Below are 24,445 nucleotides of genomic sequence, written 5' to 3' on the forward strand. Positions count from 1 at the left end.
ACATTGAGTAGGGGCGATTTTGACTGGTGTATCTACTGGGTTTTGCACAAAAATCAATCAAAGTATCAAATCCGTTCTCCTCGCGCATTTCCGTAAAGTTATACACCCACGCCGTGTTGGGGTAGCCTTTCGTCAAGAACCTCAAAGGAAAATTTCCCAGCGATCTTTCAGTAGTTGATCTTTTATTATGAAAGTCCTCCGTCCTCTCCTACAACACTTGACTAACAACTGTTTGCGGTTTCTGCATCAGTTGTCATCATTTAAAAGCTCAAATAAAAGCTCAAAAGTCAAGTCTAGGGGCAAGAGGCGGGATTCTTCCCCTCAAGCGCCACAACCGTCGCCTAAGAATTGGGCAGCACCTAGCAGCCCTAGCAATGAGGCGGCTAGGCTCCAGGCACTACATCGCTATCAAATTCTCGATACTGCTGCCGAAGCTGCCTACGACGACCTGACGGCACTGGCTTCTTATATCTGCGGCACTCCCATTGCTTTAATCAGCCTTGTGGATGCAAATCGGCAATGGTTCAAGTCAAAAGTCGGCATAGAAGCAACCGAAACACCGAGGGAAGTGGCATTCTGCGCCCATGCCATTCTCTCTCCCGATGAACCGCTGATCGTACCCAATGCTTTAGAAGATGAACGTTTTGCCGGGAATCCGCTGGTAGTGTCAGCTCCCAGTATCCAGTTTTATGCGGGAGTTCCCTTAGTGACACCGGATGGCTTTCCCGTTGGCACCCTATGCGCGCTAGACACGATTCCGCGCAATTTAACAAACGAGCAGATTCAGGCGTTGCAAGCTTTGGGGCGGCAAGCGATCGCGCAGATGGAGCTTAGAGTTAATATTGCTAAGTTGGAACGCTCAGATAGCAGGCGGAAGCGGGCTGTGCAGATGCTGCACAAAAGCAATCAAAACTATCGCTCCGTCATTGACAATATTAAAGAAGTAATTTTTCAGACAGATGCAGCCGGATTATTGAAATTTCTCAATCCCGCCTGGACAGAAATCACTGGATTTTCTATTGCCGAAAGTATCGGCACTGAGTTTTACAAATATATTCATCCCGACGATTATCAAGACAATATAGATAAATTTCAACTACTAATTGAAGGCAAAAAAGATTATTGCCGCCATGAAATTAGATATTTAACTAAAGACGGCGGCTACCGTTGGATAGAAATTTACGCCCGCTTGACCATCGCTAATGGAAAAATTATCGGCACCTCTGGCACCCTTAGAGATATAAGCGATCGCTTCGAGGCCCTAGAGCAGGCAAAAGAAAGCGATCGCGTATTGCGTCAGGTAATCGACTTGGTGCCTCATTGCATTTTCGCCAAAGACCAGAATGGCAATTACATTATGGCCAATAAAGCGATCGCAGAGCTATTGGGTACAACAGTTGAGGAAATGTTGCACAAAAACGAAGCTGACTTTGTGCCATTACCTGAAGATGCCCGTCGGTACCGAGAAGCTGATTTGGAAGTCATAAATAACGGAAAACTCCAAATCATTCCCGAAGAAACGCTCACCGATTACCACGGCAATGTGCGGGTTATGCAATCTATTAAAATTCCCTTTAACCCTGCTGGCTCAGAAACTCCAGCAGTATTGGGTGTAGCGATAGACATCACTGTCACTAAACTTGCACAGCGGAAGCTACAAGAGACAACCAGGTTGCAACGGGCAATTTTGGATAGCGCCAACTACACAATCATTTCCACCACGCCAGACGGCACAATCTGTACCTTTAATGCCGCCGCCGAGAAATGCTTGGGATACGCAGCTTCAGAAGTAATTGGGAAAACCACGCCTGCGATATTTCATGACAAAGACGAAGTAGTGCAGCGTGCCGCCGAACTATCGCAAGAACTGGGAGTCACCATTGAACCGGGTTTTGAAGTATTTGTAACCCGCGCTCGTCAGGGAGAGCTAGATGAGCGCGAATGGACTTACATTCGTAAAGACAACAGCCGCTTCCCAGTGCTGCTATCAGTAACAGCTTTGCGCGACGAGCAAGGTGCTGTAACCGGGTTTCTGGGAATTGGCAGCGACATCACTAGCGCAAAGCTTGCACAAGAAGCACTGCGTCAGCGGGAAGAACTCGTGCGCCTGTTCGTGAACAACACACCAGCAGCCGTTGCCATGCTTGATTGCGATATGCGTTACATAATCACCAGTCGCCAATGGCTGATAGATTACAATCTAGGTGACCAAAACATCATCGGTCGCTCTCACTACGAGGTGTTCCCCGAAATTCCTGACCGCTGGAAAAAAATTCATCAGCGCACTCTTACTGGTTCAGTCCAGAAGTGCGAGGAAGACGTATTCCTGGGTGCAGACGGCAGAATAGACTGGATGAGGTGGGAGATACATCCTTGGCGTAAGACTGGGGGTGAAATTGGTGGCATCATCATGTTCACCGAGATAATCAACGAGCGAAAAGCTGCAAAGGAAGAACTGCGACAGAGCGAGGCAGCAATTCGGGTACTTTATGAAGTAACTGCTGCCCAAAACCTCAACTTTGACCAACGCATCCAACAGCTGCTGAAGATGGGATGCTGGCGATTTGGTTTAGAAATTGGGATTTTAACGGAACTTGAAAGCGTGGCTTTTGGTGGTGACGAGAAACGGTTGATAGTTCGAGGAATCGAAACACAGGACAATTGCCTGCAAAAAGGAGATATTTTTGAAGTAGAGCAGACCTATTGCCAGGCGGCGCTGCAAGCAACCGAACCAATTAGCTTTGAGTCCAAGAGCGATTCCCAATGGTGCAATCATTCTGTCTACAAGACAGTGAAAATAGAAGCTTATATGGGAGTCCGAGTCATGGTGGACGGGGAGATTTACGGCACTCTCAGCTTCGCCAGTGCCAAGGCGCGAAGTCAAAAATTTAAAGCTGTAGACAAAGAGCTTTTGAAACTAATGGCGCAGTGGGTGGGCAGCCAAATTGAGCATCGAAAAGCTCACAACGCCCTGAATCGGCAAGTTTCCAGAGCCTTGCTGCTCAAAAGCATTACCCAAGAGATTCGCGCCAAGCTGGACACCCTGGAAATTTTCCAAACCACAGCTACCCAAATCGGTCAAACCTTTGCGGTCAATCGTTGCGTCATTCATTCATTTGTTCTCACGCCCACGGAACCGAAAATTCCATTTATGGCTGAGTATTTAGAGCCTGGGTATGAATCGATTTTGGGTATAGAAGTGCCAATTATCGGCAATCCTCATGCTGAAAAGATGATGGCTCAAGATCAGGCCGTTGTCTCTTCAAACGTCTACATCGATCCTTTGCTAGACGCAGCATCTTCCATATGCCAACAAATCAACCTCAAATCCATGTTGGCGATTCGCACCTCCTATCAAGGAGAACCAAACGGTGCCATAGGCTTACATCAGTGCGACGACTTCCGCCAGTGGACAGATGATGAAATCGAATTATTAGAAGCTGTAGCAGATCAAGTAGGCATCGCCTTGGCGCAAGCCCGACTTTTAGAGCAAGAAACGCGCCAACGCGAACAATTAACCACGCAAAATTTTGCCTTAGAAAAAGCAAAACGAGAGGCGGAAGCCGCCAGCCGCGCCAAAGGTGAATTCTTAGCGACAATGAGCCACGAAATCCGCACCCCCATGAACGCGGTGATTGGTATGACTGGTTTGTTGCTTGACACGGAACTTTCCCCTACTCAGCGAGACTTTTCCGAAACCATTCGCAGCAGTGGGGATGCTTTACTTTGCATCATTAACGATATTCTCGACTTTTCTAAAATCGAGTCTGGCAAGTTGGATCTGGAAGAACAGCCTTTTAATTTGCGCTGCTGTATAGAAGAATCCCTAGACTTGTTAGCGCACAAAGCGGCAGAAAAAAAACTGGAATTAGCGTACCTGATAGACCCTTCTGTGCCAATTGCGATCGCAGGCGATGTCACTCGGTTACGCCAAATCTTAGTAAATTTGCTCAGCAACGCTGTCAAATTCACCCAAGCGGGGGAAGTCGTTGTTGAAGTTACTGCATTGGGGACTGAGGACAATTCTTCCGAATCCCCTATTTATGAAATCCAATTCGCCGTCAGAGATACTGGCATTGGCATTCCCAAAGAACGGATGGATCGGCTGTTTAAAGCCTTCAGCCAGGTTGATTCTTCTACCAGTCGCCAATATGGAGGAACTGGTCTTGGTCTTGCCATCAGTCATCGGTTGAGCGAATTGATGGGCGGTAAAATGTGGGTTGTTAGTAAAGCTGCTGCTGGAGAAGTCAGTATTGCCGGAAATTCGCCTACGGGTTGGGGACTGGGGACTGGGGGCTGGGGGCTGGGGGCTGGGGAAGATTCTTACCCAATTCCCAATTCCCAATTCCCAATTCCCAATCCCCAATCCCCAATCCCCAATTCCCAATTCCCAATCCCCAATTCCCAATCCCCAATCCCCAATCCCCAATCCCCAATCCCCAATTCGGTAGGTTCTACCTTTTATTTCACCCTGACGGCACCATCTGTCCCCAATCCCTCGCCTGTTGACTACCTAAATCCGCACAAGATGATGGCCCAGAAAAAGCTGCTGATTGTGGATGACAACGCTACAAACAGGCAAATATTGACATTGCAGGCAACTTCGTGGGGAATGATTCCTCGTGCTGCTACTTCTGGGGAAGAAGCACTGCGTTGGCTTGCTAGTGGGGAAGTGTTCGACATCGCCATTCTGGATATGCAAATGCCGCATATGGATGGACTGAGTCTAGCAACAGAAATTCGCACTCTGGCTAGAGGCAAGCATTTGCCCCTGGTGATGTTGACTTCTATTAGCAAAGGAGATATTGCTATTGAGAAGTGCGAAGTCAATTTTGCAGCTTTCCTGAATAAACCAATTAAACAGTCTCAGCTCTACAATGTTTTGAGCGGTATCCTGGGCGAGTTGCCGCCTTTACCATATTCCCACTCTTCACAAGTGCCAATTGATCCCATGCACGAACGGTTGCCGTTACGAATTCTGTTAGCGGAAGACAATGTTGTGAACCAGAAGGTGGCACTGCATATGTTGCAACGTCTGGGGTATCGAGCTGATATTGCTAGCAACGGTCTGGAAGTGCTGCAAGCTGTGCAACGCCAGCCGTATGATGTCATTCTGATGGATGTCCAGATGCCAGAGATGGACGGCTTGATGGCAACTCGTCACATCTGTCAGGAATTGCCTTATGAAGAACGTCCCTGGATTATTGCGATGACTGCGAATGCTATGCAGAGCGATCGCGATGAATGCTTAAATGCGGGGATGGACAATTATATTAGCAAGCCGATTCATAGATCGGCTCTGGTTGAGGCACTAGAGCTTTGTAGACCGCTTCCCAGGCAAGCCGCCGACGCAACCGAGGTTTTTATTGACAAGCCAGCAATTGACCATTCAAAACTACAAGCGTTGTCTGATATGTTTGGCGACGATGCTGCATCCGTTATGGTGGAGGTGATTGATAGTTATCTGGAAGATGCCCCGAAACTGTTGCAATCAATGCGAAATTCCGCTGATGCCCTGGATACACTGGCGCTGGGACACGCGGCTCACACCCTGAAGTCAACCAGTGCAACGCTGGGTGCGATCGCTCTATCTGAGCTTTGTAAGGAAGTAGAAGCGATCACTCAAAATGGTCAATTCAATCCAGCCGCACTAGCGCTTATATCCCAGATAGAAGCTGAGTATGAACGTGTTAGTGCGGGGTTGCAAGAAGAACGAGCGCGGCATCAAGAATGAACGAGCTTTCTGTTGTCAAATCCGTTGTCCTGGTGGTGGACGATGACAGAATTATCCGCTGTCTGCTGCGACGAGCAATGGAGAAAGAAGGATACAAAGTCGTTGAGGCTGAGAATGGCGAGGAGTGCTTAGCTGCTTTCCAAAGCCTCGCGCCGCATATTGTCTTGCTGGATGCCATTATGCCAGTGATGGATGGCTTCACTTGCTGCACACAATTGCAAGCGCTCCCCGGAGGCGATCGCACTCCTGTATTGATGATTACAGGTCTTGAGGACAAACAGTCCGTTGACCGAGCTTTTGAGGTGGGAGCCACTGATTTCGTCACTAAACCGATCCACTGGCCTGTACTGCGCCAGCGCGTGCGCCGTCTGTTGCAAACTTCTTTTCTGTTCAAACAGCTAGAGGCGGCAAACCAAAAGTTAGAGCGTCTTGCCAGCCTCGATGGTCTGACTCAATTAGCAAACCGACGACGGTTTGATGAATATCTCGATCAACAGTGGCGGCATATGGCACGGGAAAAATTGCCCCTATCTCTGATCCTGTGCGATATTGACTTTTTTAAGCCTTACAATGATACTTACGGTCATCAGCCTGGAGACTTGTGTCTACAAAATGTTGCCGCTGCCCTGCGTCTAGCCGTAAAGAGGTCAACAGATTTAGTGGCACGATACGGCGGCGAAGAATTTGCGGCAATCTTGCCCAACACTAAGATTTTTGGTGCGCTACACATAGCAGAAACAATCCGAGAGCAAGTCAAGGCTTTAGGAATTGCTCATGCCAAGTCCACAGTTAGTCCGTGTGTCACGCTCAGTTTGGGCATCGCTTGTATAATTCCTATGCCTGATGTCTCATCGGCTACTCTGCTAAAGGCAGCTGACAAGGCATTGTATCAAGCGAAAGCACGCGGACGCGATCGCTGGTGCGTTTCAGGTGAAGCGGCGACGAAAGCGATCGCTGTAGGCGACTCGATACATTTAGGTTAAGGTTACATCACAACGTTAACCGAGATGTATTGATTTGTGATTTTCAATTCTCTGGCCCACAATGGTTGCGGTTACGGGCAACTGCATTCATCCACAACAGCCGCAATGGATACGTTACCACGTTCCGTAATGCGAGGTATGTTCGACTGGAAGAAAAACCGCCATAACAGCACAGTGCCATATTGATTTAAACACACTTTAAAACACCCCGATCACACACCACTAGACAATGCCCTGCGATCGCTTATCTTTCAGGCATGATATTTATCAAATTGAAATCCCCCCACTTACCTTCCAGCAACTATCCCTAAATCTAGAACGTCACCAGCTAAAACAAACGTTGCGTCAAAAATAGCGCAATTGGAGCAACATGGCACACCCCAAGAAAACACTATCTGTAACATTTCCTCCATCTACTTTAGACTGCGCTTATCATGGCAAAAAAACTTACTTTTTAGGGTGAATGGGAATCTTCACAGAGGTGTCAGATGAAGGATATCACTTCCGCCCACAAAGCAGAGGAACACTATGCCTTAGCAGTCACAGCTGGTCAGGTGGGACTCTGGAACTGGAATCTCCAGACTTGTGAAATGTATTTCAACCCCAGCTGGAAAGCGATGCTGGGTTATACGGATCGGGAAATTCCCAATCACCAGGCTGCTTGGCTGCGGCTGATATATCCTGATGACCGGGAATGGGTGATGACTTCAGCGAATATCCATATAGAAGGGTTAACACCTCAATTTGAAATTGAACACCGGATGCTGCACAAAAATGGTAGTGTTCGGTGGTTTCTCTGTCGTGGGATGGCATTTCGAGACGAAACTGGCAAACCCTATCGGATGGCGGGGTCAACTACTGATATTACTGAGCGTAAGCGGACAGAAGAAGCTCTCCAAGAAAGTGAGTATCGGTATTACACCCTAGCTAAAATGTCGCCTGTGGGAATATTCCACACAGATGCTGAAGGGAACTGCTTGTATGTCAATGAGCGCTGGCGCGAACTCACAGGACTGACGCTGGCTGAGGCACTAGGACAAGGCTGGGTAAAAGCGATACACCCTGATGATCGCTCACGTATGCTCGTTGAATGGCACCAAGCAATAGTAGGAAACTGCACCTTTGCCTACGAGTATCGGTTTCGGCGTTCTGACGGAGTAGTAACCTGGGTTTTTGGTCAGGCGGTACCAGAAAAAGGGCAAGGGAATAGTATTGTAGGCTTTATTGGCACTATCACCGATATCACCGAGCGTAAAGCCACTGAGGAGGCGCTGCGGCTGCAATGTTTCCGGGAACGACTGATCGGATCAATGCTAGAGCGCATCCGTCAGTCTCTCGATCTGGGCGAGATTCTCAACACTACAGTAGCAGAAGTGCGGCAATTTCTGGAGTGCGATCGCGTTTTAGTCCACCGTTTTCAGCCAGACTGGACTGGTGTTATCACTGTGGAGTCACAAGACCCCAGATGGACTCCTATTCTGGGAACCTGCATCGCAGATCGTTGCTTTAGTGAAAACTACGTCCATCTTTATCAGCACGGTCGCGTCCAAGCAGTGACAGATATCTATACATCCGGACTCAGCCAGTGTCACATCAATTTGTTGGAGCGATTTCAGGTTAGAGCTAACTTAGTCGTTCCCATCCTACAAGAAAGGGTTCAAACCTTGGGAGATTCTAGTTGTTCTGAATCTTCACACTCCAAATTGTGGGGGTTGCTGATTGCTCATCAGTGTCGCGATTCCCGACAATGGCAACCTTGGGAAATGGATTTGCTTAAATCGCTTTCGGCGCAAGTGGGAATGGCAATTCAACAAGCGGAACTCTATCAACAATTGCAAGCCGCTAATCTTCAATTACAGCGCCTTGCTACTTTAGACGGTCTGACTCAGGTGGCAAACCGTCGCCGGTTTGATGAATACTTAGACCAAGAGTGGCGGCGGCTTAAACGCGATCGCTTTCCTCTGTCTCTGATCATGTGCGATATTGACTGTTTCAAAGCTTTCAATGATACCTACGGTCATCAAGCTGGAGATGCGTGTTTAATTGCAGTCGCTAATGCGATCGCCACTGCTCTCAAGCGACCTGCGGATTTAGTTGCTCGCTACGGTGGCGAAGAATTTGCGGCGATCTTGCCAAATACTACCGGAAGCGGTGCTTTTAAAGTTGCACAGACAATTCGCGCCGCCGTGCAAGCATTAAAGATTGTTCATGCCACTTCCCTCGTCAGCGAGTATGTCACCCTCAGTTTGGGTGTCGCTTGTACGGTTCCCGATCGCGATACCTTACCGGAAACGCTGTTAAAGGCAGCTGATGAGGCTCTTTATCAGGCAAAAGCTTCCGGACGCGACGCAAGTGTATATGCGCGTTAGCATTTCTCTGCCTGCCTTCTATGCTGCTTTTCACATAATAATTGTAGGTTGATAGCGTTACCCAACAAACGCTTATATTGCGTTGGTCGTAACCTCAAGCACCACGCCTTAAGAGCGATCAAAACACAAAGGCGGCTCTCCCACCTAGGATAATCATTCAATTGCCGCCTTTCATTTTCATATAAACAGGCTGCAAATCATTTTAAAACATCCTGCCTATATTATAACCTATTTTACCCCATTCATCGCTCTTGAATATCCATTTGTTGAAATGAATATTCCATCATTTGATACTTTGTATTCCCGGACGGTATGTGACAGTTTTCTAACAGTCCACCGTCATAGGCGGCTAATTTTAGCAAATGCTATGGCTGCCTAGCTTTTTGGTCAAAATATATCTTACTTTAGACATAAAGATGTAATGTATCAACCGTAAGCAAGAGATGGAAAGCTTGCCAGTAGGTACTTAAAGCAGTATACGGCTTAAAAAAATAACTTACTTTATGTAATAAAATTTCTTGTCAAATTTCTGGAACCTTTTGTTTTTTACAACGACATTGAGAATAACAAGGCAAATGTAAACCAGCCGAATTGATGGAAGTAATTATGAAACGCGCTCTCAAATCAGTTGCCAGAATTTCTGTATTATCAGCACTAGCGATCGCTCCAATTTTAGGTTCTAGTTTTGCCGCCTCTGCTAAGCCTACAGGAACAGATGCAAACTATGTAGGTGTAGGCGCTTCTGCTAACCCTTTTAATGGTGGACAAGACGGAGATGCTGCTGCTATCGGCGGTGTTATTCAAGGTCGCTACGCGGTTCCAAAGACGCCAGTTTCTGTTAGAGGTTCCGTGCAGTTCACAAATGAAACTAGCACCATTATCCCGACAATTACCTACGACCAGGCTATTACCAACAACGCCAACCTCTACGTCGGTCTTGGCTACGGCATCCATGAAGCGGAAGGCAAGCCATCCACCTTTGGTAACAAAAGCGCTCCCGTTGTGACAGCAGGTGTAGAAGCGGAAGTTGCCAAAGATATTGTCGTCTTCAGTGATGCCAAACTGGGAATCAAACCTTACCAAGATAGCTCTGCATCTTCTGTCAGCGTCAATGTGGGCGTAGGCTACGGTTTCTAGATCAACAGGCAAGCATCTAAAATCTAAAATCTTCTGAAAGTAGGACAGGCATCTTGCCTGTCTTTTTTTCTGTTTTCTCTTCCAGAGGACTTACTCAAAAACTCTCTCAAACTCTTATTCCTTTGTGTCCAAGACTTACGCACTTGCCGTGAACTAAAGTTCCGGCTCAAAGCCCAAACCCATTGAAATGGGTTGGTTTGAGGTTTTATAGTCAGTTTCAACCCACTTGGGCTTTGGGCTAGGAAATTGATTTCCTTCTAGTGCGTAAGTCCTAGTGTCCTTCGTGTCTAAGCGCTAACGCGCAGGCTCCGCCAACGCGGTTCATTTGCGTTACTGGTGCGTAAGTCCTGTTCTAGGCACCTGGGAACGCTTTACAGGAGGCTTTTGCCATTGCCAGCCGGGGACTGGGAACGAGAAATTTTTCTCATTCAATCCCCTCCTCCCCAGCTTTCTGTAACTATTATTAAAATTCAAGGTTTTTGGTGGCGATCGCAAGAGACTGAGAGTGGTGATAGTACCATAAAGATATACACCGAAATTCCGACCGATTTACTGGTGATATTCAACCTCTCAGCCGCATAGTTCCGATGGTAAAATCTCCGATTTCCCCAGTCCAAAAGCTTTCTAAAGTAGAAGGACTAAAAGAACGCAGTAACTATTTGCGTGAACCAGTGGCAAGTGAGCTGCTGGAAGACACCAACTGCTTCACAGAAAATGCTACTCAAATTCTCAAGTTTCACGGCTCATACCAGCAGGACAACCGGGATAACCGGGTTAAGGGTCAGGAGAAAGATTACCAGTTCATGCTGCGAACCCGCAATCCGGGGGGCTTCACACCACCAGAACTGTATCTCACCTTAGACCGCCTGGCCTCTGAATATGGCAATGGGACGCTACGCGCTACGACTCGCCAAGGCTTTCAGATGCATGGGATTTTGAAGAAAAATCTCAAAAGCGCGATCGCATCCATAATAAACAGTATGGGATCGACATTGGGAGCCTGCGGCGACGTCAACCGCAACGTGATGGCACCACCAGCACCTTTTAAAAATCGCCCAGAATACGAGTATGCCTGGGAGTATGCCAATAATATAGCCGAGCTGCTGACACCTCAGACTGGTGCTTATTACGAGATTTGGCTGGATGGCGAAAAAGCTATCAGTGCTGAAGAAAATCCAGAGGTAAAAGCGGCGCGTCAACGCAACGGCAACGGCACCATAATACACGGGAAAGAAGAACCGATTTATGGCGAGCATTATATGCCGCGGAAGTTTAAGTGTGCCGTAACCGTACCGGGAGATAATTCGGTAGACTTGTATTCCCAGGATGTTAGCTTGGTGGTAATAACCAGCGCTTCTGGAGAATTAGAAGGGTTTAACGTCTTTGCTGGCGGTGGTTTGGGACGCACTCACAACAAAGAAGAAACGTTTCCCCGGATGGCAGACCCAATTGGGTATGTAGAAAAAGATGATATCTACGACCTGATTAAGGCAATTGTCTCCACTCAAAGAGATTATGGCGATCGCGTCAACCGTCGTCATGCACGGATGAAATATCTGATTGAGGATTGGGGAGTCGAGAAATTCCGAGAAACTGTCGAAGGTTTCTTTGGGAAAAAACTGGCACCTTTTAAGGACTTACCGCCGTTTAAATACGAAGATTACCTGGGATGGAACGAACAAGGCGATGGTAAGCTTTTCCTGGGAATTTCCATCGAAAATGGTCGGATTAAAGACGAAGGCGACTTTAAACTCTTGACAGCACTTCGGGAAATTCAGGAGAAGTTTGCCTTACCCTTCCGCCTGACACCCAACCATAACCTGATTATTTACGAAATTGAACAGGAACAGAAACAGGCAATTAGCCAGATTCTCCAAAACTGCGGAGTTGAGCTAGATGCAGATAAGATCGATCCGTTAGTGCGGTATTCGATGGCTTGTCCAGCAATGCCTACTTGCGGCTTGGCAATCACCGAGTCGGAAAGGGCGATGCCTAGTATTCTAGATCGGTTGCGATCGCTACTAGAAAAAGTAGGATTGGCAAACGAAAAGATTATCGTGCGGATGACAGGTTGTCCAAATGGTTGTGCGCGTCCTTACTTAGCAGAATTAGGCTTGGTTGGTAGTGCGCCTGAGTCTTATCAGCTTTGGCTGGGGGCTTCTCCCGACCAAACGCGAATTTCAAAAGCATACATGGATCGGCTGCACATCAACGAGTTGGAAGCTGAGTTAGAGCCAATTTTTGCCTTCTTCAAGCAGTCGCGGCAAACTGAGGAGAGTTTCGGAGATTTTTGCGATCGCGTCGGTTTTGATGCTATTCGCCAGTTTACCGTCGATTATGAATCTGAAGCTGTATCACCCCAGTCAGATGCTGGCTTAATTAATGAGGTGGTACTGCCAGAAGAATCTGAAATTCAAGTCGCCGCTAAAATCCGCCGTCGGATCAATGTTCGCGATGAGGTATATACTCGCTTGAAAGCAGAGGCAGCTCGTCAGGGTAAGCCAGTGACTCAGTTAGCGAGTGATGCTATTGAAGCCTATTTGCAGGCTAACCAAGCGTCGCCGGAGTAGTCGGGGTTGGGGGCTGGGGACTGGGGACTGGTGACTAGGGACTAGGGACTAGGTAAGACTTTTTCCTCTTCCCCAATCCCCAATCCCCAATCCCCGGCGTGCCTTTAATCTTCTGGTGTCACTCTCAGTTGTAGTTTTAGGTTGGATGTGTGCGGCTAAGCTTTACGGAACAAAAGCCAGAAGTATTGTTGAGCTAACCGAACAAATCGCTTGTTTTGGCATTTTTAACTTTAAAAGCAACCGTATTTCGGATTAATTCCTATACCGGATGGCTAATTCCCGATGGAGGATGCAATTAGAAATAGGGAGATGTGTAATGGAAGATACAAAAACTCCGTTAGGAGAGAAGAATTATGACTTGGTTAGAAAAGCAAATTGGACAAGTATATAATAGCCAAGTAGAGAGCAAGCACGATGCTGAAGCTATTGAAGAGGAAATGAGTCCCGGACTCACTGGCGAGTATGACTTGGAGTTGCGAGAGAAAGCTGGGGTACACTCGCCTCCCCCACCTCCAGAAAATATGGGACTTGAGGGCGAATACGATCCCAACGGTTTAGTAAAGCGGGTTGCAGCTGCTTTTGATAAAGATCCGAACATCAAGAATATTGAAACCCTCGATATCGCCCAAGATGGCGGAACTATCTTACTTAAAGGCTCTGTACCTAATCGATCCATCTTGAGTCATATCGAACAGGTAGCTGCCAAAGTAGATGGTACTAAAGCAGTAGATATTAGCCAGGTGACATATTAAGTCAGCTAAAGTTTTCCCAGCTAAAATTAAAAGTTTGGTAGTAGTGGGAAAATAAATTGGCGATGCAAAGACTAGCGATCGCACCCTCCCAATTTCAGAACCAGCAAATTATCCTGACCGCTGAACAACAGCATTACTTGAGTCGGGTGTTGCGGTTGCGGGAGGGCGATCGCTTTATTGCTATGGATGGACTCGGACACTGGTGGCTGGCTAAACTAGAGGGCAACCAGGCGCAGATTCTAGAACCAATTTTCCAGCCAAACACTGAGTTGCCAGTAGCAATTACGCTGATGGCAGCTTTGCCAAAAGGCAACGGTTTTGATGAAGTGGTGCGCTACAGTACCGAAGTGGGGGTAGTAGCAATTGTGCCATTAGTAAGCGATCGCACTCTCCTGAACCCCAGCACCGGGAAACTCGAACGTTGGCGACGAATTGCTACAGAAGCAGCTGAGCAATCAGAACGTCAAATCGTACCAACAATTTTAGATCCTGTTCCCTTTGCCACAGCTTTGTCATTGGCAAAGGAAAAAAATTATATCTGCGTTGCGCGCGGCGATTCCCCCCATTTACGAGATTGTTTGCAAAATAAAGATTTTGCCGGGAGTGGCGATTCAAAGCTAGAAAATTGGGCAGATTCCCCCAATCCCCAATCCCCAGTCCCCAGTCCCCAATCCCCAGTCCCCAGTCCCCAATCCCCATCCATTGCGATCGCAACAGGCCCAGAAGGCGGCTGGACGGCTGCTGAAATCGAGAATGCGATCGCCTGTGGTTTCCAACCTGTTTCTCTCGGTCGTCGCATCCTCAGAGCCGTCACGGCCCCACTTGTCGCCTTATCTCTGGTAGCTGCTGCTTTTGAAGATTAAAAAATTGTTGGGTAAAGTAGGATGGAAATTATCTATCAACTGCCCGAATTTTAAATTTTTAACTTTTAATTTTTAATTCTTTCCATGCTGGAACAAGTTGCCGAAGCCTTTGAGCGCAAAGACTATAAAACAGTTGCTTGGTTACTGAAAAACCTGGTGAAACAAATGCCGCAAAATCCTACAGTGCAGCTTTATGTGGGACGACTGCACGAAGAAACAGGCAAGCTGGAGGCGGCAGAAACTGTTTATCGGCAACTGCTAAGGGATGCAACCAATCCGAAGATTATGTCGCAAGCACGGCAAGGATTGCAACGTCTAGAAGCGATCGCCCAAAGAAAACGACAACAAGCGATCGCACAAGCCACCGCCTCAAAAGAAGATACAGAAGCTGGTGTCTTAGTTCTGGAAGCCCTCAGTCAGGAGGCAAAACAATCAGCTGCCCAAAGTTTAGCTCGGATTATGCAGCTAGACGCCTACAGCGCCCGGCTACAATTGCCCAGTCGCGGCTGGCGGCTGTACCGTACTGGCTTGGTAGGAGAAATGCGATATTACAGCCAGCAATTGCAGCAAGCTAACATTCCTTGTTTTTGGGCAAATTTGGCAGACATTGAGAAAATTAACGTTTTTAAAGTCAGCCATTTTGTCTCTGTTACTCCGCAAGTTAGCGTGGTTTGTGAAAACGATCGTTCTCAGATTGGTTCTCTCAACTTTAGCTGGTCAGAAGTGCGCGATCGCGTAGAGGGTCAGTTACCCATATTTGAAGAAGTTGTAGACCAAGATGCCCACCACAAGCTGCAATGGAAAACCAAAACCCAAGATTACGCCCAATTTTGCGACTTGCATCTCCCCGCCAGACGCAGCATACTCCGCCTCTCGGATAGCAGCTACCAGTTTCCGAAGGGTGTTCCCTTCAACTCACACCAGTCCAGTCAACCCACCAACCGCACTAACTGGAATAATTTACTCACTTTCTTAAACCAGCAGCTGCAACAGACACCAGTTTGGTCTGATTTCAACCTTTTTGCCCAATCAGCCCTAGATTACGCCGAAATGCTAAAACGCCTCAAGTCCCACATTCACTTGTTTCGCCGCGAAGAAACCCTCTGGGACCCTGCCTTCCAGTTGTACAGTGGGCTGGTTTTCCTCAGAAGTGCAAAATAATGGAAAAAAAGTTAAGTGAACCGGATCTGGTATAAAAGGCAAAAAACCAGAATAAAAAAAGGCAAAAGAAAGAATCTTTTGCCTTTTGCTGCCCTTTTTTAGAGGGAATCGAATGAAAGCCTTTTTATGAGTTAGGCGTTTTCACTTGACGTGCCATATCCATGAAGTTGCTCATGCTGGGGCCTGGACGGCGACGGCTCTTAGAACTGGTAACTGGGTTCAAATATTTGGGAGCAAAAGTGGTGTCATTCGAGGATGGAACCTTGCCGTTAGTAGTAGCAGGTACTGCCTCAACTCCTTTAGCAGTCTGAACTAGCTCAACTTTAGGTCTTTGAGCTATTGCTGCTGCTTCAGCTTTTTCTTCAGACTTGTTATCTGACTTTGGTGAATCCTTTTTAGCAGTAGACGCTGCTACTTTTGCGGGTTCTGGCTTCTTCTCTTGGGATTGTTGAGTCTTGGCTGGTTCTGGCTTCTTCTCTTGGGATTGTTGAGCCTTGACTGGTTCAGCCTTCTTCTGTTCGTTAGAGTCTTTTGACTCGTCAAACTCCATGTAGTATCCAGACTTTTTGCCAGCTTTAGGAGCTATAGCTTTGTTGTCCTCAGACTTTTCAGAGGTAAAAAGCCCTCCGAAGAAAGCTGCAATTCCACCGAACAATTTTTTGATAAAACCGAACATTTATGATTACTCCTGGCGCTTAGATGACGTTGACTCAGTATTCAAAAAAATTGGAACAAGCAATTCTAACTTTGATTCAAGAGTGTTATTACAAATACCACACAGAACTGCTCCTTCTAAAAGGGCGTTGCTTTACATTTGCTCTACGCGGCATCCCTACAATTGTTATCCAGATCGAATTATGAATTTTTACGGCGGACAAGCGCAAGATTCATCGATACTTCTTTATAAAAGTTTACCTTGTTTGTTTCATCAAGTACACTTACCCAGATGCTTACCGATGGCAGATTGCTGTTTGGTTGCAATACTTTACATTTATCTCAGATTTTGGTAAAGAAGTCAGCCAGTGTGCAGGGTGTCCCAGGCTCGTCGAAAGAAGCGATCGCATCAGTCTAAGCTGAAATTAAATGAAACTATGAGCAAAATGAACTCCAGCCACAAGCCTAACCCCGTATTACTGGTTCACGGCATCAACGACACAGCCGCCGTATTTCATAAAATGGCTCCCTACCTGACACAGCGAGGCTGGACTGTATACGATATTAGTCTTCTTCCCAACACTGGGGAAGCAGGTCTTGACTCTCTGGCTGTGCAGGTTGCTGATTACATTGCCAAAACCTTTGCACCAGAACAACCACTAGATTTAGTAGGCTTCAGCATGGGAGGCATTGTCAGCCGCTACTACGTGCAGCGACTGGGGGGAATCAAGCGGGTGCAGCGCTTTATTACTATATCAGCACCCAATAATGGAACCTGGGCAGGATACTTTCACAATGGCGAAGGCTGCTGTCAGATGCGACCTGATAGCGGTTTATTATATGATTTGAATCGGGATGTCGAGATGCTGGAGCAGCTGAATTTCACTTCTATCTGGACACCTTACGATTTAATAATTTTGCCTCCGAAAAGTTCGCAAATGCCTGTAGGTAAGGACGTGAAGCTGCCGATATTATGCCACCCGTGGATGATTACAGACATTAGGGCAATTAAAGCTGTGGCTAAAGCACTCTCAGAACCACTTAAGAGCGATCGCGAAGCGTCTCCTAAGCAGAATCGCCAACTTCAGCGTACTCCCGAACGCCAAAAATCGCCTCAGCATGAGCGTAATATTTAAACTCCATCAGATTATAAAACGGATCTTCTAAGAAAAAGGTGCGATGCTCTGTCAGTTGACCGGGAAAGCGATGCTTAGGCTCTTGATAAAATTGTAGCTGTCGTTGTTGCGCCCGTTCAAGCATTGCTTCCCAGTCAGACTCAGCAGTAAAAATCAGCCCAAAGTGTCTAGGATAAATACCTCGTTGCGGGGTAAGAGGTTCTTTGGTGACGTGAGCAACGAGTTGATGACCGGATAAATTTAGAATTACAGCATCGCGCGTTTCCCGTCCAACTTTGCAACCGAGTCCATCAGCGTAGTAGGCTTTGGCTTGAGCAACATTGGTGATGGGAAAGGCAAGATGAAATATTGTTGGGTTCATGGCTGTTGGCTTAGCGGAACTATTTTGAATTAGTTTAATGTTTTGAGATTTATGCTAATGCTCTCTACGATTAATTCTGTCAATCCGTGGCTGGTAGCGATCGCATTGAATACAATTTTGGCGATTGTCGCCTATTTCGCCCCGAAAAAGCTTCTTACTCTGGCGGGATTACTCCATAGTTGGGCGCTGGGCGTTATCATCTGGGGAACCCTCGGCTTTCCGGGATATTTAGTAGTAATGTTTTATTTTGTCGTTGGTTCTGGTGTCACGCGCATCGGTATGGCGCAAAAGGAAGCTGAGGGAATTGCAGAGAAACGTTCTGGCGCACGGGGGCCAGAAAATGTCTGGGGTTCGGCTTTTACGGCGACACTCTGTGCCTTGGGAGTGCTGGTGGCTAATTATTTAGCACAACCTCAATGGATACCCCTACTACTGTTGGGTTACGTGGCGAGTTTCAGCACCAAACTCTCGGACACTTGCGCCAGTGAAGTCGGGAAAGCTTACGGTAAACGCACATTTCTCATCACCACCTTACAACCCGTGGCGCGGGGAACTGAAGGGGCAGTATCTTTAGAGGGGACTTTAGCTGGGATAGTAGCATCGGCAGCGATCGCCTTCGTTGGCTGGGGCGTTGGTACAATCGACCTGTTGGGCGTGCTTTTGTGTGTGTTGGCGGCGTTTATTGCTACCAATTTAGAAAGTGTAATTGGTGCCACATTGCAAAGTCGCCTAGACTGGCTTACCAACGAATTAGTGAATGTACTGAATACATTGATCGGAGCGATCGCGGCTATATTATTAGCCTTAGCTGTGTCTGCTGGAATGGGTTGAGAGTGCGATCGCTTTGTTTCCTGATTGCAGAGATTTGTGAAGGCTGTATAAAGCGACGTATGAAGATTATTTAAATCTGGCTAATAAGCTTGTCATCCTCCACAAGAAAGAAATAAATAGAGTAATCACCAGTGTTATTACTTTCAGGAGGGGATGGTCATGCCAGCAGATTATGCCGGAAACTCATTTAATCAAGCCAGAAATATCAACCTCACTACCAGTGTCACTCCCTACCGGGACTTTGTGGGTGCCACCGATCCCTTGGACTACTACAAATTCACTCTCAGCGGTCGCAGCAGCTTGTTCCTTACCCTTGGTAGACTAAGTGCTGATGCCAATGTTCAACTGTTCAACAGCAGCAATCCGAATCAGGCGATCGCAAGTTCAACTCGAAGAGGTAGTTATCGAGAATACATCGGTACCACTTTAGATGCAGGCACCTACTTTGTCAAAGTTTATCGGCAAAGTGGCGATAGTTTCTACAACCTGAGAATGTCTGCCAATCCTGCCACTCCCATCAATACCGCACCCGTCATTGGACTGCCAACTGGAACCGTATCTTATACTGAGAACGCCCCTGGAGTGTTAATTGGTGCGGGAGCAACTGTTATTGATACCACCTCCCCCAACTTCGACACTGGCACCCTAAACGTAAGTTTAAACGCAGTCTCTAACGCTTCTGACATCTTAGGGATTCGCAACCAAGGTACAGCGGTTGGTCAGATTGGAGTATCTGGTAATACTATCACCTACGGAGGAACCGTTATCGGTACTTATAGCGGCGGCCTTACTTCTTTTTCCGTCAATTTTAATAGTAATGCCACTGCTACTGCTGCCCAAGCCTTAGTGCAAAACATCACTTATCAGAATAGCTACGACGATCAATCCAACCTCAACCGTACTGTCAGCTTTACGATGACTGATGGGGACGGTGGTACGAGTGCGACGGTAAGTAGAGGCATAACTATAATCCCAGTGAACGATGCGCCTGTAATAACTGTACCTGGTGCCAAGACTGTAGATGAAGACACCGATTTAACAATTACAGGGATCAGTATCGGCGATCGCGATGCAGGCAGTAACCCGGTGCGAGTCACTTTATCAGCTAGCCAAGGTAAACTTACCTTTGGCTCCACAAATGGACTTACCTTTGGCCCAGTAGGAGGAAACGGTACCTCTACCATGACCGTCACTGGGACGTTAGCTGCTATCAACACAGCTTTGAATAACAGCAGCCTCGTCTATAAAGGCAACACTAACTACTTCGGTGCTGACACCATTAGCATCAGTGTTAATGACCAGGGTAATACAGGCGGTGCTGCTTTGAGCGATAGCAAAACGCTCGCCGTGACAGTCAATTCCGTTCCCGATACCTACACCCTCTACAATGGAACGGGTACGCCGGATACCCAAGGCTATCTAGCTTTTGGAACTCAAGGCTTACCTCCCTTCGTTCCTGCTGGCACGCAAACAGCCCTCGCTAGCGGCGGAACTAACTTAAATAGCACTTCAAATAACCTGGTTCCGGCTGGCTACAGCAACTACAGAGAAGTCTCACCTGCTACTTTGGTCAACCCATTATTCCCCACCCTTGACCGAACCAGTGGCTATACCATCAGTTTCGAGGTGAAGATTAACAGCGAAGCTCACACCAGCGATGATAATAGTGATGGCATTCAAGACCGGGCAGGTTTCAGCGTCACTACCATCAGCAGCGACGGACAGAAAGGCATCGAGCTTGGCTTCTGGAATAATGAAATTTGGGCGCAGGATGGTGGCCCTAATGTGAGTAATGGCCCTAATCGAACACTTTTCACTCACAGTGAGGGAGTTTTGAGGTCAACCACTAGCATGACCAAATACGATCTCAGAGTCCAAGGTAACAATTACCAGCTTCTCGTCAATGGTTCGCAAATCTTGACAGGCGCACTCCGCGACTACACAGCCTTCGATCATACCAACACGATCGCTGGCCCCTTGCCTTACGATCCTTATGAGACACCTAACTTCCTATTCTTGGGTGACAACACCACTTCTGCACGCGCTAATGTTGACATACGATCTATCGCGATCGCTACCGCCTAAAAAATAACTCTGTGGTTCTAGAAACCCGGTTTCTCCCTTGAAACCGGGTTTCTGTTGAGTGTGGTTGTTTGATTAGAAGATAATAGGTCTGAAGAATCTATTTCACGATGGGATTCATAACATCGGCAGCTTTTGTAAACGTTGATGACACAAAAGCGCGATCGCGATCGGGGCAACTACACTAGACTTGCTTGGGAATCCCAGCAAGTACGGAATAATTTAACCAGACATTGTATAAGTTCTGGACATCTACTTACCTCGTTACTTCATGGAAGCAGCCTTTTTGATCGTTGATGACCAGCCCGTAACCCTTGGGCAAGCTCTAAAATATTTACAATCCTCTGGAAAACTCAATACTTTCATCGGCGAAATCCTCCGCCAACACGTAATAGAGCAAGAATTGCAAACACTCCAAGTGCAACCGAGTTCCGCAGCAATTGAGCAAGCAGTGATTGATTTTCGCTTGCAGCGCGGTTTGACTGACCCTAAGAGTTTCCAAGAATGGCTAACTCAAAACGGTACAGACTATGCAAGTTTTCACAATCAAGTTAGTGCTGGCTTTAAGTTAGCAAAGCTTAAAGCGACGATTGCAGAGCCAAAACTCCAAGAATATTTCATCGAACGTAAAATTTTTTTAGATCGGGTGGTACTCTCTCGCCTTGTTGTGGATAAACAAGAATTGGCGGAGGAGTTATATAGCCAAATTGATGAAGGATCTAGCTTTGAGCAACTAGCCAAAGAGTATTCTCTCACCGACGACCGCATTGTGAATGGCATGATGGGGCCAGTCAGTCGAGGAACCCTACCGGATATACTCAGAGCAGCTGTTGATACAGCCAGTCCTGGCGAGTTAGTCGGGCCGTTAGAACTGGAACAAACTTGGGCTTTGTTTCGAGTTGAACAGTTTCTTCCAGCCTCATTAGAAGATGGTCAGCTAAAGGAAGCACTACAAAATGAACTTTTTGAGCAATGGCTAGCAGCGAAAATTCAAAAACTAACGGTCAAGCTGCAAGTAAGTTGATAATTGTCGATCAATCTCAGAACTTGCCTTGGGATGCGCCGCCTTTAAGCTTGCTTTCTCCTGAAGAGCAAGCGCAATTTAAAACTCAATCCGAGACACGTCGCTACACTCTGGGGGAAAAAATTTGGTCTACGGAGAGTCCCGGCGACCAGTTTTTTATTGTGTCTGGGAAGGTGCGTTTGCGGGAAGAAGGCGCTGCTAAGCCTTTGGCAACTCTGGAAGCCGGGGATTGGTTTGGTGACTTGCAGAAGCTTTCCGGGCTTTTCAAGGCGGTAGCAGCCAGCAAAGAAGTGATAGTAGTGCGTTGGGATACTTCGCTGTGGAGTGAGTTTTCATCGCCAGAAATTGATAGTTTCTGGCAGCAGGAAGGTAGCGCAGATATTTTGCCTGCGTTGGATGCCACAGTAGAAAATGAGCGACGCGCCCCGATACAAAATTATCCCTTTGTTTCCAGTCTCAATACAGCCGCAGCTTGTTTAACAATGGTGGCGCAACAGCTGGAAAACCCTGCCCCTTTAGAGTGGGTACAGCGCCAGTTGCGGGGACAACGCCCTAGAAATCTGGTGGAAGCTGGAGAAAAAATGGGGCTGGTGCTGCGACGGGTGATAGTTTCGCTTAAAGAGTTGCGAAAGCTAACTTTGCCAGCGTTGCTGCACTGGGAACAGGAAAGCTGGGTTGTGGTGTACGAGATTAGAGGCGATCGCTTAATTATCGCTAATCCTCTCAATCCCAGTCAAATTTGCGAAAGCGTTCCTCTGTCTGCGGTGGAAACTGCTTGGGATGGGCAACTTTGGCAAGTTGAACCAATCCAAAAGCAGGATAAATTTAACCTCAGTTGGTTTTTACCTGCGGTTTGGCGCTATCGGGGATTATTGTCTGAGGTGCTGTTTGCCTCTTTCACGTTGCAGTTGTTGGGTTTAGCTACACCATTAATTACGCAAGTAGTGATTGATAAGGTGATGGTGCAGGAGAGTTTGCCGACTTTGGATGTGATGGCGATCGCTCTGTTGTCTGTTGCTATATTTGAAGCAGTTTTAGGCGTTTTGCGCCTATTCATCTTCACCCACACGGCACGCCGTCTAGACCTCAGCTTATCAGCGCAGTTGTTTCGTCACCTAATGCGGCTACCTTTGGCTTATTTTGAGTCGCGCCGGGTGGGAGACACGGTGGCGCGGGTACAAGAACTGGAAAATATCCGCCAGTTTCTCACTGGTACGGCGATGACTGTGATTTTAGACAGCATCTTTGCCGTGGTGTACCTGACATTGATGTTTTACTACAACGTCAAACTCACCTTTGTGGCGCTGGCGGTGATACCCCTATTTGCCATTTTGTCAATAGTTGCCACGCCGATTTTGCGAAACTGGCTGAACGAAACCTTTAACCGCAGTGCGGACAGTCAATCGTTTCTCGTGGAGACGGTGACGGGGATTCACGCTGTGAAGGCTCATGCGGCGGAGAGGACAACACGCGATCGCTGGGAAGGATTATTTGCCCGTTTCATCCGCACCGGATTTAAAGCTTCCACGACCTCCAATATTAGCAATAACATCGGCGACTTTCTCACCAACTTTTCCAACCTACTAATCCTCTGGTTTGGAGCCACCCTAGTCATCAGCCAGAAGCTCACCATTGGTCAGCTGGTCGCCTTTCAAATGCTATCAGGAAGGATGACCGGGCCACTTCTACGTTTGGTACAACTCTGGCAAAATCTGCAACAAGTTCTACTATCTGTAGACAGAATTGGAGATATTCTCAACGTCGCCCCCGAAGCCGAACCAGGTTCCGGTTTAGTTTTACCCACCCTAAAAGGTCAAGTCACCTTTGACCAAGTTTTCTTCCGCTATCATGCAAATCAAGAACCAATTTTACGCGGAATTTCCTTTAAAGTTCAGCCAGGGATGTTTGTTGGAATTGTCGGTAGAAGTGGCTCAGGAAAAAGTACCCTTTCTAAACTTTTGCAGCGACTTTATAGTGTTGAATCAGGGCGCATTCTTATTGATGGATTTGATATTAAAAGTGCTGACTTATCATCTCTGCGTCAACAAATTAGTGTAGTTCTCCAAGAAGATTTTCTCTTCAACGGTTCCATCTTAGAAAACATCACTTTGGGCAATCCAGATATCACCGCCGAACAAGTCGTAGAAGCTGCTAGATTAGCAGCCGCCCACGACTTTATCAGCGAACTACCACAAGGTTACGAAAACCCCGTCGGAGAGCGCGGTACAGCATTATCTGGAGGACAGAGGCAAAGAATTTCTTTAGCTCGTCTTTTCCATTCGCAAGCCCCGATTTTAATTCTCGACGAAGCCACTAGCGCCCTTGATAGTGAAACTGAGCAACAAGTTCTACAAAACATTCAAAAGGTTTCGCAAAACCGCACAGTATTTATGATTGCTCACCGCTTTGAACCACTCAAGCGAGCAGATTTAATATTGGTACTGGAAAAAGGCGTTTTAATGGAACAAGGAACCCACTTGGAACTGATGCAACAAAAAGGATTGTATTACTCACTCTATCAGCGTCAACAGGCATCTGTGTGATCGCGTAATTACTTGCTCTTATTCTTACATTCACTTTGTTTAAGTGAATGTAACTGACGGAGTTGTCACCCCGTCAAAACGTAGACCTAATCAAGAACATAGCTCTCAAACCCCTCTGAAAGAATGACAGCTTGTCGAGTCTTATTCGCATTAACTCGGCAACAATTTTTATCGTAAATTGCTTCTATCCGCAATCAGCAGGACTTTTAACGGGGCTCTCACCCCGTCAGTGAATTTACTCATTG

General features: G+C 47.1%; 17 protein-coding genes. 15 read left to right on the forward strand and 2 right to left on the reverse strand.

Features of this window, described 5'->3' with window-relative positions:
* The first annotated feature begins 187 nt into the window (after positions 1-187).
* From H6F74_RS13195 to H6F74_RS13235, 9 genes are all read left to right on the forward strand, one after another.
* The gene (locus H6F74_RS13195; protein ID WP_190441712.1) at positions 188-5,734 is read left to right on the forward strand and encodes a PAS domain S-box protein; all 5,547 of its coding nucleotides are present in this window, start codon (positions 188-190) and stop codon (positions 5,732-5,734) included.
* On the forward strand, positions 5,731-6,717 hold the full coding sequence (locus H6F74_RS13200) for a PleD family two-component system response regulator (protein ID WP_190441713.1): 987 nt from the start codon (positions 5,731-5,733) through the stop codon (positions 6,715-6,717). Before H6F74_RS13195 ends, H6F74_RS13200 begins: the two co-directional genes overlap by 4 nt.
* A gap of 488 nt (positions 6,718-7,205) precedes the next feature.
* Positions 7,206-9,086, forward strand: coding sequence for a diguanylate cyclase (locus tag H6F74_RS13205; protein ID WP_190441722.1), 1,881 nt, complete (start codon positions 7,206-7,208; stop codon positions 9,084-9,086).
* A 606-nt stretch (positions 9,087-9,692) separates the two neighbouring features.
* Positions 9,693-10,223 (forward strand): outer membrane beta-barrel protein, encoded by a 531-nt coding sequence (locus tag H6F74_RS13210; RefSeq protein ID WP_190441724.1) that lies wholly within the window; start codon positions 9,693-9,695, stop codon positions 10,221-10,223.
* 390 nt (positions 10,224-10,613) lie between these two features.
* Positions 10,614-10,805 (forward strand): hypothetical protein, encoded by a 192-nt coding sequence (locus tag H6F74_RS13215; protein WP_190441726.1) that lies wholly within the window; start codon positions 10,614-10,616, stop codon positions 10,803-10,805.
* Between the two features lie 5 nt (positions 10,806-10,810).
* Positions 10,811-12,793 carry a sulfite reductase, ferredoxin dependent gene (sir, locus tag H6F74_RS13220; protein WP_190441735.1) on the forward strand — a complete coding sequence of 661 codons (1,983 nt, stop codon included), beginning with the start codon at positions 10,811-10,813 and terminating at the stop codon, positions 12,791-12,793.
* Between the two features lie 353 nt (positions 12,794-13,146).
* On the forward strand, positions 13,147-13,545 hold the full coding sequence (locus H6F74_RS13225) for a BON domain-containing protein (protein ID WP_190441737.1): 399 nt from the start codon (positions 13,147-13,149) through the stop codon (positions 13,543-13,545).
* A 62-nt stretch (positions 13,546-13,607) separates the two neighbouring features.
* On the forward strand, positions 13,608-14,408 hold the full coding sequence (locus H6F74_RS13230; protein ID WP_190441799.1) for an RsmE family RNA methyltransferase: 801 nt from the start codon (positions 13,608-13,610) through the stop codon (positions 14,406-14,408).
* A gap of 84 nt (positions 14,409-14,492) precedes the next feature.
* Entirely contained in the window at positions 14,493-15,569 is a 1,077-nt protein-coding gene (locus H6F74_RS13235; protein ID WP_190441739.1) for a tetratricopeptide repeat protein, read from the forward strand.
* 124 nt (positions 15,570-15,693) lie between these two features.
* Here the strand turns inward: H6F74_RS13235 and H6F74_RS13240 are convergent, their stop codons facing one another.
* Entirely contained in the window at positions 15,694-16,245 is a 552-nt protein-coding gene (locus tag H6F74_RS13240; RefSeq protein WP_190441740.1) for a hypothetical protein, read from the reverse strand.
* A gap of 240 nt (positions 16,246-16,485) precedes the next feature.
* Between H6F74_RS13240 and H6F74_RS13245 the strand changes: the two genes are divergently transcribed.
* Entirely contained in the window at positions 16,486-16,641 is a 156-nt protein-coding gene (locus tag H6F74_RS13245; protein ID WP_190441742.1) for a hypothetical protein, read from the forward strand.
* A gap of 19 nt (positions 16,642-16,660) precedes the next feature.
* On the forward strand, positions 16,661-17,359 hold the full coding sequence (locus tag H6F74_RS13250) for an alpha/beta fold hydrolase (protein WP_190441743.1): 699 nt from the start codon (positions 16,661-16,663) through the stop codon (positions 17,357-17,359).
* Here H6F74_RS13250 and H6F74_RS13255 read toward each other — a convergent pair.
* Complete coding sequence (locus H6F74_RS13255; protein ID WP_190441745.1) at positions 17,289-17,720, reverse strand: VOC family protein; 432 nt, start codon at positions 17,718-17,720, stop codon at positions 17,289-17,291. The two genes, H6F74_RS13250 and H6F74_RS13255, sit on opposite strands and share 71 nt — an antisense overlap.
* Before the next feature lie 57 nt (positions 17,721-17,777).
* Between H6F74_RS13255 and H6F74_RS13260 the strand changes: the two genes are divergently transcribed.
* The 4 genes from H6F74_RS13260 to H6F74_RS13275 all read left to right on the forward strand — a co-directional run bounded on the left by H6F74_RS13260 (position 17,778) and on the right by H6F74_RS13275 (position 24,200).
* A complete protein-coding gene (locus H6F74_RS13260; protein WP_190441747.1) occupies positions 17,778-18,551 on the forward strand; it encodes a TIGR00297 family protein in 774 nt (257 codons plus the stop codon).
* Positions 18,552-18,710: 159 nt separating this feature from the next.
* Positions 18,711-20,636 carry a pre-peptidase C-terminal domain-containing protein gene (locus tag H6F74_RS13265; RefSeq protein ID WP_190441749.1) on the forward strand — a complete coding sequence of 642 codons (1,926 nt, stop codon included), beginning with the start codon at positions 18,711-18,713 and terminating at the stop codon, positions 20,634-20,636.
* A gap of 268 nt (positions 20,637-20,904) precedes the next feature.
* Entirely contained in the window at positions 20,905-21,657 is a 753-nt protein-coding gene (locus tag H6F74_RS13270; protein WP_190441751.1) for a peptidylprolyl isomerase, read from the forward strand.
* A complete protein-coding gene (locus H6F74_RS13275; protein WP_190441753.1) occupies positions 21,606-24,200 on the forward strand; it encodes a peptidase domain-containing ABC transporter in 2,595 nt (864 codons plus the stop codon). The genes H6F74_RS13270 and H6F74_RS13275 overlap by 52 nt, the downstream gene beginning before the upstream one ends.
* Positions 24,201-24,445: the final 245 nt, after the last annotated feature.

This window comes from Trichocoleus sp. FACHB-90, from assembly GCF_014695505.1.
Classification (GTDB): Bacteria; Cyanobacteriota; Cyanobacteriia; order Cyanobacteriales; family FACHB-T130; genus Funiculus; species Funiculus sociatus.